The organism is Pseudomonas sp. UMAB-08 (genome assembly GCF_900095225.1).
GTDB lineage: Bacteria > Pseudomonadota > Gammaproteobacteria > Pseudomonadales > Pseudomonadaceae > Aquipseudomonas.
In genome coordinates, this window is sequence record NZ_LT607426.1 from 1 (window position 1) to 13,418 (window position 13,418).

The following is a 13,418-nucleotide window of genomic DNA, read 5'->3' on the forward strand; positions in this document are numbered from 1 at the left end:
TGATCAGTCGAGAACTATCGCTCGTTGAAAAGCGATAGTCGAGATACAAGGAGCTGACTTGTCTGCGAATCGGCCCGGGGTCGCGTCCGACCGAAGCAGTCGCAAAATGGCTGACGTCACCACCGCATGAAGGTCCTCCGGCCCTTTTCGCAGACAAGTCAGCTCCTACGCCCTCCGGGCAGAATCGAGATCCAGTTTTCTGCGCGACAGCACGGCGGCGAAGACGAGGTGGGGCCTCTTATAGCGCTACCGCCTGCTTGGTCAACAACTCAACAAACGCCTTGGCCATCGGTGAATGCTGATCCCGGCGCTGCACTAGCCAAACCGCCGTATTGGCCTCCGCATCGAGCAACGTTCGGTAGACCACGCCGTCGATGCGCATGCGCTGGTAAGACGCTGGCAACACCGTCACGCCAAGCCCCGCTGCGACCAACCCGATAATCGTCATCGGCTCGCCCGCTTCCTGGGTGATCAGCGGACTGAAGCCAGCCTCGCGCGCCAGGTTGATCAGTTGTGCGTACAAACCGCTGCCGTAAGAGCGCGGGAAGAACACAAAGGGTTCAGCCGCCAGCGCCGAAAGCTGCAGGCCTTCTTCACTGCCCACGGCCAATGGATGATCGGCACGGATAATCGCCACCAGCGGTTCGCGGAACAACTCCACGGCGACCAACGATTCCGGCAAGGGCAAGGGACGCATGATGCCAACCTGCACCGACTCATCCACCAGTGCCTCGGCCACTTCCTTGCTGCTCATTTCCTGTAGCGCCAGGTGAACCGCCGGGAAAGCCTGACGGAACGCAAAAATCGCCTGCGGAATGCTTGAGTTGAAGGGCGCCGAGGAGGTGAAGCCGATTTTCAGCTCGCCTAACTGCCCCAACTGCGCACGCCGCGCCACGTCGGCAGCTTTATCGACCTGGGCCAGCACCAGACGGGCCTCGGCCAGAAACAGCCGACCGGCTTCACTCAGCTCGACTCGACGATTGGTGCGCTCGAACAGCCGCGCGCCGATCTCCTGTTCAAGCGCCTGAATTTGCTGGCTCAACGGCGGCTGGGAGATGCCCAGTACTTGCGCGGCCCGGCCGAAATGCAGCTCTTCGGCCACCGCGATGAAATACCGAAGATGTCGCAGTTCCATGGACTCACCATTAGGTCGTTTTAGATATCAAACAGGTCGAACAATATATTGGAAAGAATCGTTAGCGAGCTATATTCTTTTTACATTGCCCGACCCGCCGCCCCACCGAGGTCCATTGTGAAAACTGCTGCTGCCCCGCGCGCTAACGACATCGAGCCTTCGCCCACCGGCGATGTCGCGAAGGCGTTGAACGAGATCTACATCGAAAAAGGCACGCCGATGTTCATGCGCACGGTGCTGGCGTTGTTCTCTGGCGGCTTTGCAACCTTTGCCCTGCTGTACTGCGTGCAGCCGATGATGCCGGTCCTGTCCCATGAGTTTTCAATCAACGCAGCGCAAAGCAGCCTGATTCTTTCGGTGGCCACCGGCATGCTCGCGATTGGCTTGCTGATCACCGGGCCCATTTCGGATCGGCTTGGGCGTAAACCTGTGATGGTGACGGCGCTGTTTTGCGCGGCGCTGTTCACCATGATCAGCGCACTGATGCCGACCTGGGAAGGCATCCTGTTGACCCGCGCACTGGTCGGCCTGTCGCTCAGCGGCCTGGCAGCGGTCGCCATGACCTACCTCAGCGAAGAGATCCATCCGCAGCACATTGGCCTGGCCATGGGGCTGTACATCGGCGGTAACGCCATTGGCGGCATGAGCGGTCGTCTTATCACCGGGGTTCTGGTCGACTTTGTCAGTTGGCATACGGCGATGCTGATCATCGGCGGCCTGGCGTTGATCGCCGCGGCGGTGTTCTGGAGGATTCTCCCCGAGTCGCGCAACTTCCGCCCACGCTCGCTGCACCCACGCAGCCTGCTCGACGGCTTCACCCTGCAGTTTCGCGATGCTGGCCTGCCGTGGCTGTTTCTCGAAGCCTTCCTGCTGATGGGCGCCTTCGTCACGTTGTTCAACTACATCGGTTATCGCTTGCTGGCTGAGCCTTACCACCTGAGCCAGTCGCTGGTCGGACTGTTCTCCGTGGTGTACCTGTCCGGTATCTACAGCTCGGCGAAAATCGGCGCACTGGCCGACAAGCTCGGGCGGCGCAAAGTCTTGTGGTCGGTGATTGTGCTGATGCTGGCGGGCGTCGCCCTGACCATGTTCACCCCGCTGCCAGTGGTGATCGTCGGCGTGCTGATGTTCACCTTCGGCTTCTTCGGCGCCCACTCGGTCGCCAGCAGCTGGATCGGCCGCCGCGCGCTCAAGGCCAAAGGCCAGGCGTCATCGCTCTATTTGTTTAGTTACTACGCGGGCTCCAGCGTGGCCGGTACCGCAGGTGGGATGTTCTGGCACTACGCTGGCTGGAATGGCATTGGCCTGTTCATCGGCGTATTGCTGCTGATCGCCTTGGCGGTGGCGTTGCGCCTGGCCAGGTTGGAGCCGCTGGTGACTCGCAACTGAAAGCATCGAAGGCAGGCGTTCCTACAGGCTTGTAGGCGCGCTTGCCCGCAATGGGTCGCTAAGCGGCCGCTGCCAGCTTACTGGTGATATTGCGCCGAGAACTCGTGCACAGCTTCCATGAAGACGCCAGCATTGACCGGGTCGACTTCAGGGGTGATGCCGTGACCGAGGTTGAAGACGTGTCCGGTGCCGCTGCCATAGCGGGCGAGGATGCGGGCGACTTCGGCGCGGATGGCTGTAGGGTTAGCGTAAAGCACAGTAGGGTCCATGTTGCCTTGCAACGCGACTTTGTTGCCGACGCGTCGACGTGCTTCTCCGATGTCGCAGGTCCAGTCCAGACCCAAGGCATCAGCACCCGCATCGGCGATACTTTCAAGCCACAGGCCGCCGCCTTTGGTGAACAGGATGACCGGCACTTTGCGCCCGTCGTGTTCACGGATCAGGCCGCTGACGATCTTGCGCATGTAGGCCAGGGAAAACTCCTGATACGCGGCGTCTGACAGGCTGCCACCCCAACTGTCGAAGATCTGCACCGCTTGCGCGCCCGCGAGAATCTGGCCGTTGAGGTACGAGGTCACCGACTGCGCCAGTTTATCCAGCAACAGGTGCATGGCTTGCGGGTTGTCGTAGAGCATGGCTTTGGACTTGCGGAAGTCTTTCGACGAGCCGCCTTCGACCATGTAGGTCGCCAGGGTCCACGGGCTGCCGGAGAACCCGATCAACGGTACACGGCCGTTGAGTTCACGGCGGATGGTGCTGACCGCGTCCATCACATAACCCAGGTCTTTCTGCGGATCAGGAATCGGCAGGGCTTCGATATCGGCCAGGGTGGACACGGTTTTTTTGAAGCGCGGACCTTCCCCGGTTTCGAAGTACAGGCCCAGGCCCATGGCGTCGGGGATGGTCAGAATGTCGGAGAACAGAATCGCTGCGTCCAGTTGTGGATAGCGGTCCAGCGGTTGCAGGGTGACTTCGCACGCGAACTCCGGGTTCATGCACAAGCTCATGAAATCACCGGCCTTGGCCCGACTGGCGCGGTATTCCGGCAGGTAGCGACCGGCCTGACGCATCATCCACACCGGGGTGACGTCGACGGGTTGCTTGAGCAGGGCACGAAGGAAACGGTCGTTCTTCAGGGCAGTCATGTCGGCATCCGGTTAAAAAGTGCGGGTATTTTCTCAGAGCGCAACGCAAAAGGCACGGCATGAGCCGTGCCTTTTATGTATCGAGGCGATTTGTCGCAGGAATCAGAGGCCGCTGCACCCAGTCAGGGTGATCACAGACCCAGGTAATCCAGGATCCCTTCGGCAGCATTTCGGCCTTCGAAGATCGCCGTCACCACCAAGTCAGATCCGCGAACCATATCGCCACCGGCGAAGATTTTCGGGTTGCTGGTCTGGTGCTTGAACTGCGCCTGTTCCGGAGCAATCACGCGGCCCTGGCTGTCAGTCTGGATGCTGAATTCCTCAAACCACAACGACGGGCTTGGACGGAAACCGAATGCGATGACCACGGCATCGGCCGGGATGATCTCTTCGGAGCCCGGGATTGGCTCGGGGCTGCGACGGCCACGGGCGTCTGGCTCGCCGAGACGAGTCTCGACCACCTTCACGCCTTCGACCTTGTCTTCGCCAACGATAGCGATTGGCTGACGGTTGTAGAGGAATTTCACCCCTTCTTCCTTGGCGTTCTTCACTTCTTTACGCGAGCCGGGCATGTTCGCTTCGTCGCGACGATAAGCACAGGTCACCGATTTGGCGCCTTGGCGAATCGCAGTGCGGTTGCAGTCCATCGCGGTGTCACCACCGCCGAGTACCACAATCTTCTTGCCCTTCATGTCGACGAAATCTTCCGGCGCCTTTTCGAAGCCCAGATTGCGGTTGACGTTGGCGATCAGGTAATCCAGCGCATCGTGCACGCCAGGCAGGTCTTCACCGGCAAAGCCACCCTTCATATAGGTGTAGGTGCCCATGCCCATGAACACAGCATCGTATTCTTCAAGCAGTTGATCGATGGTGACGTCCTTGCCGACTTCGGTATTGAGGCGGAACTCGATACCCATGCCGGTGAAGACTTCGCGACGATTGCTCAACACGCTTTTTTCCAGCTTGAACTCCGGGATGCCGAAGGTCAGCAAACCGCCGATTTCCGGGTTCTTGTCGAACACCACCGGGGTCACGCCACCGCGCACCAACACGTCGGCACACCCCAGGCCCGCAGGCCCGGCACCGATCACCGCAACACGCTTGCCGGTCGCTTTGACCTTGGACATGTCCGGGCGCCAGCCCATGGCGAACGCGGTGTCAGTGATGTACTTCTCCACCGAACCGATGGTGACCGCACCAAAACCGTCGTTGAGGGTGCAGGCACCCTCACACAGACGATCCTGAGGGCACACCCGGCCACAGACTTCCGGCAGGGTGTTGGTCTGGTGTGACAGCTCGGCAGCCGCCAGGATATTGCCTTCGGCCACCAGCTTGAGCCAGTTGGGAATGAAGTTGTGCACCGGGCACTTCCATTCACAGTACGGGTTGCCGCAACCCAGGCAGCGGTGGGCCTGATCGGCCGACTGCTGGGGTTTGAACGGTTCGTAGATTTCTACGAACTCTTTCTTGCGTTGACGCAACAGTTTCTTCTTCGGATCTTTGCGCCCGACCTCGATGAACTGGAAGTCATTATTCAGACGTTCAGCCATGTTAAAACCTCATCAAACACTTCAGGCGCATATCACTGCGGGTTGGCACGGGTGCTGGAAAGCAACGATTTCAAGCTGGCAGCCTTAGGCTTGACCAACCAGAACCGACGCAGATAGTCATCAAGGTTTTCGGTGAGGTGACGACCCCACTCGCTGTTGGTTTCCTCGACGTATTCGGCCAGCACGCGTTGCAGGTGGCTGCGATAAGCCTCCATCGTTTCGCCGCTGATCCGTTGGATTTCCACCAGTTCGTGGTTGACCTTGTCAACAAAGGTGTTGTCCTGGTCCAGCACGTAGGCGAAACCACCGGTCATACCGGAACCGAAGTTATAGCCCGTTTTACCCAGTACACAGACGAAACCGCCTGTCATGTATTCACAGCAGTGGTCGCCCGTGCCTTCAACGACGGTGTGGGCACCGGAGTTACGCACTGCAAACCGCTCGCCAGCGGTACCGGCCGCGAACAGTTTGCCGCCGGTTGCGCCGTACAGACAGGTGTTGCCGATGATGGCGCTGTCCTGAGTCTTGTACGCGCTGCCGACTGGCGGAACGATGACCAGCTTGCCGCCGGTCATGCCCTTGCCGACGTAGTCGTTGGCATCGCCTTCCAGGTACATGTTCAAGCCACCGACGTTCCACACGCCGAAGCTTTGCCCGGCCGTGCCTTTGAAGCGGAACGTGATCGGAGCCTTGGCCATGCCCTGGTTGCCGTGCAGCTTGGCGACTTCACCAGAAATCCGCGCGCCGATGGAGCGGTCGCAGTTACAGATATCCATGGAGAAATCAGCGCCGCTGAGGCCAACGATTGCAGGCTTGGCCATCTCGACCATTTTCTCGGCCAGCAAGCCTTTGTCGAACGGCGGGTTGCGTTCCACCTGGCAGAACTGGGGCTTGTCCGCCGGGATATAGTCGCTACCCAATAGCGGCGTCAGGTCCAGGTTCTGCTGCTTGGCGGTTTCGCCTGGCAGGATTTCCAGCAGGTCAGTACGCCCGATCAGTTCTTCGAGGGTGCGCACACCCAGCTTGGCCAGCCACTCGCGGGTCTCTTCGGCGACGAAGGTGAAGAAGTTCACCACCATGTCGACGGTGCCGATGTAGTGATCTTTGCGCAGCTTCTCGTTCTGCGTCGCCACGCCGGTGGCGCAGTTGTTCAGGTGGCAGATGCGCAGGTATTTGCAGCCCAGGGCGATCATTGGCGCGGTGCCGAAGCCGAAGCTTTCAGCGCCGAGGATGGCTGCTTTGATCACGTCCAGACCGGTTTTCAGACCCCCATCGGTCTGCACCCGGACCTTGCCGCGCAGGTCATTGCCGCGCAGGGTCTGGTGAGTTTCAGCCAGGCCGAGTTCCCACGGAGCGCCCGCATATTTGATCGAGGTCAGCGGCGAAGCACCGGTACCACCGTCGTAACCGGAGATGGTGATCAGGTCGGCGTAAGCCTTGGCTACACCGGCCGCAATGGTGCCGACGCCCGCTTCCGCCACCAGCTTGACCGAAACCAGCGCAGCCGGGTTGACCTGTTTCAGGTCAAAAATCAGCTGCGACAAGTCTTCAATCGAGTAAATGTCGTGGTGCGGCGGTGGTGAAATCAACGTCACGCCAGGCACCGCATAACGCAGCTTGGCGATCAAGCCGTTGACCTTGCCACCGGGCAACTGCCCGCCTTCGCCGGGCTTGGCGCCCTGAGCGACTTTGATCTGCAGCACTTCGGCGTTGACCAGGTATTCCGCGGTAACGCCAAAACGGCCAGTCGCCACTTGCTTGATCTTCGAGCTTTTCACCGTGCCATAACGCACAGGGTCTTCGCCGCCTTCACCGGAGTTAGAGCGTGCGCCCAAGCGGTTCATCGCTTCGGCCAAGGCTTCGTGTGCCTCAGGCGACAGCGCGCCGAGGGAAATACCGGCGGAGTCAAAGCGCTTGAGAATTTTCTCCAGCGGTTCGATTTCTTCAATCGCCAACGGCTGATCGAGGGTCGTGACCTTGAGCAGGTCGCGAAGCATCGACACCGGACGGTTGTCGACTAACGCGGTGTATTCCTTGAACTTGCTGTAATCGCCTTGCTGCACGGCGGCTTGCAAGGTGCTGACAACATCAGGGTTGTACGCGTGGTATTCACCGCCATACACAAACTTGAGCAGACCGCCCTGCTGGATCGGCTTGCGCGGGCTCCAGGCTTCGAGGGCCAGCAGCTTCTGTTCGGCTTCGAGGTCGACGAAACGCGCACCCTTGATCCGGCTTGGCACGCCACGGAAGCTCAGGTTGACGATTTCATCGGCCAGGCCGATGGCTTCGAACAACTGCGCACCACGGTAAGACGCGACGGTCGAAATGCCCATCTTCGACAGGATTTTCAGCAGCCCTTTGGAGATGCCTTTGCGGTAGAACTTGAACGCTTCGTCCAGGTCCGCAAGGACTTCGCCGGTGCGGATCAGGTCGGCCAGCACTTCATAAGCGAGGTACGGGTAGATCGCCGACGCACCGAAGCCCATCAACACTGCAAAGTGGTGCGGGTCACGAGCGGTGGCCGTTTCAACCAGGATGTTGCTGTCGCAACGCAGGCCACACGCGGTCAGACGGTGGTGCACGGCACCCACCGCCAGCGAGGCGTGAGCCGGCAACTTGCCTGGCGCGATGTTGCGGTCACTCAGCACCAGTTGGGTCTTGCCGGCACGCACGGCTTCTTCGGCCTGATCGGCGATGTTACGCACCGCGGTTTCGAGCCCGACGCTCTCGTCATAGTTGAGGTCGATGAAGTGACGTTCGAAACCTGGACGATCCAGGGTCATCAACGAGCGCCATTTCGCCGGAGAAATGACCGGCGTGCTGAGGATCACACGTGAAGCGTGCTCAGCCGATTCCTGGAAGATGTTGCGTTCGGCACCCAGACAGATCTCGAGCGACATGACGATCGCTTCACGCAGCGGGTCGATCGGCGGGTTGGTCACCTGCGCGAACTGCTGACGGAAATAATCGTAAGGCGTACGTACACGCTGGGACAACACGGCCATTGGCGTGTCGTCACCCATCGAACCAACGGCTTCCTGGCCCTGTTCAGCCAACGGACGCAGCACCTGATCACGCTCTTCGAAGGTGACCTGGAACATTTTCATGTATTGCTTGAGCTGGTCGGTGTCGTAGCTGGCCACGCCCTGGTCGTCGACCAGCGTTGCCTGGATGCGCAAGGCGTTCTTGCGCAGCCACTGCTTGTACGGATGACGCGACTTCAAGCGGTTGTCGATGGCGTCGGTATCAAGGATCTGACCGGTCTCGGTGTCCACCGCGAAGATCTGCCCCGGGCCGACTCGACCCTTGGCGATAACGTCTTCAGGCTTGTAGTTCCAAACGCCAATCTCTGACGCCAGGGTGATGAAACCATTTTTGGTGGTGACCCAGCGCGCCGGGCGCAGACCGTTGCGGTCGAGCAGGCACACCGCATGGCGACCATCGGTCATGACCACGCCAGCCGGGCCGTCCCATGGTTCCATGTGCATGGAGTTGTATTCGTAGAACGCGCGCAGTTCGGCGTCCATGGTCTCGGCGTTCTGCCACGCTGGCGGAATAAGCATGCGCACGCCACGGAACAGGTCGATACCGCCGGTGACCATCAGCTCAAGCATGTTGTCCATGCTCGAGGAGTCGGAGCCCACGCTGTTGACCAACGGGCCGAGCTCTTCCAGATCGGGGATCAACTCGTTGGCAAACTTGGTGCGACGGGCCTGCGCCCAGTTGCGGTTGCCAGTGATGGTGTTGATCTCGCCGTTGTGGGCAAGAAAACGGAACGGCTGAGCCAGCGGCCATTTCGGCAAGGTGTTGGTGGAGAAACGCTGGTGGAACACACAAATCGCGGTTTTCAGGCGTTCGTCACTGAGGTCCGGATAGAAGGCCGTCAGGTCGGCCGGCATCATCAAGCCTTTGTAGATGATGGTCTTGTGCGAAAAACTGCAGATGTAGTGATCGCTGTCCGCGGCGTTGGACACCGACGAACGGCGACGGGAGCTGAACAGTTTGATCGCGAACTGTTGATCGCTCAGGCCTTCGCCACCGATGAACACCTGCTCGATTTGCGGCAGGCGTTCCAGGGCCAGGCGGCCGAGTACGCTGGTGTCGATCGGCACTTTGCGCCAACCGATCAGTTGCAGGCCCGCAGCCTGGATTTCGCGATTCATGTTCTCGCGCGCAGCTTCTGCCTTGGCGGTGTCCTGGTTGAAGAACACCATGCCGACGGCGTACTGCTTGGGCAGGTCGATACCGAAGTGTTCGTTGGCCATTGCGCGCAGGAATGCATCCGGCTTCTGTATCAGCAGGCCACAGCCGTCGCCGGTCTTGCCGTCAGCGTTGATCCCACCACGGTGGGTCATGCAGGTCAGGGCTTCGATAGCCGTTTGCAACAGGTTATGACTGGGTTCGCCTTGCATGTGCGCAATCAGGCCGAAACCACAGTTATCCTTGAATTCATCTGGATGGTACAGACCTGCTTTCATAGACACTTTCTCACCAGGCTGCCTCTTGTCGAGGCAAATTTCTTTTCAATTCAACCACTTACCAACCGCGCCGAACGTATGCCAGCTTTGCGGGGGCAAAAGGGAGGTCATTGTACACACCGACACAAAAGCTCACAAACTTAACGACCAACAGCCGTAAATCTATGTCGCATTAATGAAAGGTTTAAAGCCAGATAATGTGCTAGTCAAAACATTTTTACGAGCCCGGCCTGCGAGCCCAGGAACATTTATGACGTCTGGGACGCAGACACCACAAGGCGCGCTGCTCGAAAGCAGCACGCACATGCGATATTCCGGGGGAGCAGTGCAAGCGGCCTGGATAAGGCCGCTGCGACTTCAGTGCGTTGCAGCCAGTTCCTGTTGGACGCTGGCGACAGTACGAGGCCAAGGTTTACCAGCCTGAACCTTGGCTGGCAATACCTTGATGGCTGCAAGGGCAGCAGCGCGGTCAGAAAAGTTACCGTAGGTCACCACGTACAGCGGTTTGCCTTGCAGATTTTTCTTGAAATACCGGTACTCGCCACCGTTCTCTTTAACGATTGCCTGGGCAGCGGCTTCCGAGCTGGTACCCACAATTTGCACGACATAGTGGCCTGACGGCTGACTGGCGTACCAGCTACCACCCGACGCTGGCGCGGAGGCGGCGGCAGGTTTTTCCGCTACTTTTGGCGCTGGCTTGGCTGTCGCAACCTGAACGGGCGCTGGCTTGACGACTGGCGCTACAGGCTTGGCGGCGGCAACAGCTGCAGCCGGACGGGCTGGCGCTGGAGTCGGTGCCGGACCTGCCGGCACACCCACTGGCGGAGCCGTGGTGGTGACGGTAGGCGGCTGAAGCGAGGTGCCGCCAGCGGGACCCGGCTCATCATCCTCTGTATTGCCCGCTGCTTCGGCCAATGGCCCACGCATGACGGGTTGCGATTTACCTACCAGCGGCAAAGGCATCGGCTGCGAGTTACCAGCAAACTCAATGGCCGGACCGCCCTGATTATTCGATTGCTGAGCAGTCGGCTGCCCCTGACCCAACGGCAGTTGTGCTTGCGCATTCGCCGGCGGCGTTGCGGGCGCGGTGGCGCTGTTGTTACTGCTCCGGCCTGGCATCAACCATGCGGCCAGTATCCCGACCACGACTACTGCACCCAAAGCCAACACATGTTTCTTCGGCATTTTGAACCCCATACTTGGACGCTTGACCGCAGTGCGGCTGGCGATCATCGCTTCGATCATTGCATCGCGGGCGACCTGGTTGATCGCGCCCGGCCAACCATCTGAGCGTTCATGAATATCGGTGATCTGATCAGCCGTGAACAGCTCGATGCCTTGACCTGCACCGTCCAGGCGCTGAGCCAGGTACTCGCGGGTTTCTTCTTCGGTGTACGGTTGCAGCTCAATGACGTGAAATCGTTCTTCCTCGGCGCTGAGCTGCTCCAGACGGTCGATCAATGACGACTCGCCGAACAGGAACACATGCGGGCGACCTTCAGGCGTACCTGCTGCCAACCCGAGCAAAGCTTCGAGTGCGGATTCGCCGAGTTGTTCGGCGTCGTCCACCAATAAATAGACCTCCTGTCCGGTCAGCGCCAATTGCACGACCTGAGACAGGATCGCGCGCATTTCCGGCTGAGCCACGTTCAGGGCCTGAGCGACTTGACGCATGACACCCGCAGCGTCGCTGGCGCCACGCGCAGAAACCACGACACTCTGCACCGATTGCTTGTTGGTACTGGCGACCAGCGCCTGGCGCAGCAACGTTTTACCGCTACCTTGCGGACCAGTCACTACAAGCAGCAACTGGCTATAGCGCGCCAGGTGATGAAGCTGACCGAGCACGGGTTTGCGCTGGGCCGGGAAGAACTTGAAGCCAGGTACCCGCGTCGCAAAGGGGTCATGACTCAACTGGTAATGGCCGAGGAAGGCCTCGTCGGCGTGCAAACTAGTCATGGATTTTCATTAACCTCTAAGCTGATCCACCAAGGCGCGGTAGTCCGCTCCCAGCGTGGCCTGTAATACTTCTTTTGGATAATCGGCAGTCACAACGGCTTCGCCGATCCGCCGCAGCAAGACCAGGCGCAAGCGACCATCGATCACCTTCTTGTCAATTGCCATGTGTTCGAGGAAGTCATCCTCGGTCATCTCTTCTGGCGGCACGACGGGCAGCCCGGCGCGCTGGAACAGGCGAATACCACGATCACGTTCCTGCTCGGTGATCCAGCCGAGGCGCGCAGACATCTCAAGCGCCATCACCGTACCCGCCGCCACGGCTTCACCGTGCAGCCAGACGCCATAACCCATGTGGGTTTCGATAGCGTGGCCAAAGGTGTGACCCAGGTTAAGCGTCGCGCGCACACCCGTCTCACGCTCATCGGCACCAACCACCGCAGCCTTGGCCGCACAGGAGCGCTCGATTGCAACCGTCAGGGCCGCCTGATCAAGGGACCGCAACTGATCGACGTTTTCTTCCAGCCAGGTCAGGAAAGGCTCATCGCAGATCAGGCCGTACTTGATGACCTCAGCCAGCCCCGCCGACAACTCCCGCGCAGGCAGGGTATTGAGCGTCGCCGTATCAATCAGCACCACATTGGGCTGATAGAAGGCGCCGACCATGTTCTTGCCCAGCGGATGGTTGATTCCGGTCTTGCCACCCACCGACGAATCCACCTGGGACAACAAGGTGGTGGGCACTTGGATGAAATCCACGCCGCGCTGATAGCAGGCCGCAGCAAAACCGGCCATGTCGCCAACCACCCCGCCACCCAAGGCGATAACGGTGGTGCGACGGTCATGCCGAGCGGTGAGCAAGGCATCGAAAATGGTTTGCAGGGTTTCCCAGTTTTTGAAGGCTTCGCCATCGGGAAGCACCACGGGCAGCACGTTGTAAGTGCTCAACGTGCGGGTCAATCGCTCAAGGTAGAGGGGCGCGACAGTCGCATTGGAAACAATCGCCACTTGTCGTCCGGCGATGTGCGGCGCCAGCAGATCAAGCCGATCCAACAAGCCTTCGCCAATGTGAATCGGGTAGCTTCGCTCGCCAAGCTCGACCTTAAGTGTCTGCATGTGTCCCCACGTTGTTTAACAAGTGCGCGTGTCGCGCCATCGCTGAATTCTGGTTATAAAATCATGGCCTTACGCCACGCTGCGGCGCTGCCTTTGTGTGCCGGAGGATAGCGCATTTCAACGCGCACATTAACGAGGAGCAAGCTCGGCCAACCGCGTGAGGATATCCAGCACCACCATCCGCGGCGGCCGCTCATCGGTTTCCACCACAAGATCGGCGATTTCCCGGTAGAGCGGATCACGGATTGCCAGCAGGTCGCGCAATACCCGCGCCGGGTCGGCGTTACGCAGCAATGGCCGATTGCGATCGCGGGCTGTACGCCCGACCTGCTGCTCGACCGAGGCGTGCAAATACACCACACGCCCTCCGGCATGCAGCGCCTGACGGTTTTCACTGCGCATCACTGCCCCGCCACCGGTCGCCAACACGACACCGTCGGATTCGCACAGCTCAGCAATCACCGCCTGCTCGCGGTCGCGAAAGCCCGGCTCGCCTTCCTTATCGAAAATCCACGGGATATTGGCGCCGGTACGCAGTTCAATTTCCTTGTCGGAATCTTTGAACGGCAGTCGCAGCTCTTTGGCCAGCAAGCGACCGATGGTGCTTTTGCCCGCCCCCATCGGTCCAACAAGTATCAAATTTCGCACA

General features: G+C 59.8%; 8 protein-coding genes. 1 reads left to right on the forward strand and 7 read right to left on the reverse strand.

Going from position 1 to position 13,418, the window contains the following annotated elements:
- Positions 1-238: 238 nt before the first annotated feature.
- Positions 239-1,135 carry a LysR family transcriptional regulator gene (locus K0F75_RS19220; RefSeq protein ID WP_219063556.1) on the reverse strand — a complete coding sequence of 299 codons (897 nt, stop codon included), beginning with the start codon at positions 1,133-1,135 and terminating at the stop codon, positions 239-241.
- Between the two features lie 150 nt (positions 1,136-1,285).
- Between K0F75_RS19220 and K0F75_RS19225 the strand changes: the two genes are divergently transcribed.
- On the forward strand, positions 1,286-2,524 hold the full coding sequence (locus K0F75_RS19225) for an MFS transporter (RefSeq protein WP_374029009.1): 1,239 nt from the start codon (positions 1,286-1,288) through the stop codon (positions 2,522-2,524).
- A gap of 77 nt (positions 2,525-2,601) precedes the next feature.
- On the opposite strand, the gene hemE is transcribed toward K0F75_RS19225, so the two are convergent.
- The 6 genes from hemE to aroK form a co-directional block, all read right to left on the reverse strand.
- Positions 2,602-3,669, reverse strand: a complete 1,068-nt coding sequence (gene hemE / locus K0F75_RS19230; RefSeq protein WP_219063558.1) for a uroporphyrinogen decarboxylase — start codon at positions 3,667-3,669, stop codon at positions 2,602-2,604.
- A 131-nt stretch (positions 3,670-3,800) separates the two neighbouring features.
- Complete coding sequence (locus K0F75_RS19235; protein ID WP_219063559.1) at positions 3,801-5,219, reverse strand: FAD-dependent oxidoreductase; 1,419 nt, start codon at positions 5,217-5,219, stop codon at positions 3,801-3,803.
- Between the two features lie 32 nt (positions 5,220-5,251).
- Positions 5,252-9,697 carry a glutamate synthase large subunit gene (gltB, locus tag K0F75_RS19240; RefSeq protein ID WP_219063560.1) on the reverse strand — a complete coding sequence of 1,482 codons (4,446 nt, stop codon included), beginning with the start codon at positions 9,695-9,697 and terminating at the stop codon, positions 5,252-5,254.
- A gap of 357 nt (positions 9,698-10,054) precedes the next feature.
- Positions 10,055-11,656, reverse strand: a complete 1,602-nt coding sequence (locus K0F75_RS19245; protein ID WP_219063561.1) for an AAA family ATPase — start codon at positions 11,654-11,656, stop codon at positions 10,055-10,057.
- Between the two features lie 9 nt (positions 11,657-11,665).
- On the reverse strand, positions 11,666-12,769 hold the full coding sequence (gene aroB, locus K0F75_RS19250) for a 3-dehydroquinate synthase (protein ID WP_219063562.1): 1,104 nt from the start codon (positions 12,767-12,769) through the stop codon (positions 11,666-11,668).
- Positions 12,770-12,898: 129 nt separating this feature from the next.
- A complete protein-coding gene (gene aroK / locus K0F75_RS19255; protein ID WP_219063563.1) occupies positions 12,899-13,417 on the reverse strand; it encodes a shikimate kinase AroK in 519 nt (172 codons plus the stop codon).
- Position 13,418: the final 1 nt, after the last annotated feature.

Excerpts from the sequence above, each read along its gene's own strand:
- K0F75_RS19220 (WP_219063556.1), bottom strand. The coding sequence starts at position 1,135 with ATGGAACTGCGACATCTTCGGTATTTCATCGCGGTGGCCGAAGAGCTG.
- hemE (WP_219063558.1), bottom strand. The coding sequence starts at position 3,669 with ATGACTGCCCTGAAGAACGACCGTTTCCTTCGTGCCCTGCTCAAGCAA.
- K0F75_RS19235 (WP_219063559.1), bottom strand. The coding sequence starts at position 5,219 with ATGGCTGAACGTCTGAATAATGACTTCCAGTTCATCGAGGTCGGGCGC.
- gltB (WP_219063560.1), bottom strand. The coding sequence starts at position 9,697 with ATGAAAGCAGGTCTGTACCATCCAGATGAATTCAAGGATAACTGTGGT.
- K0F75_RS19245 (WP_219063561.1), bottom strand. The coding sequence starts at position 11,656 with ATGACTAGTTTGCACGCCGACGAGGCCTTCCTCGGCCATTACCAGTTG.
- aroB (WP_219063562.1), bottom strand. The coding sequence starts at position 12,769 with ATGCAGACACTTAAGGTCGAGCTTGGCGAGCGAAGCTACCCGATTCAC.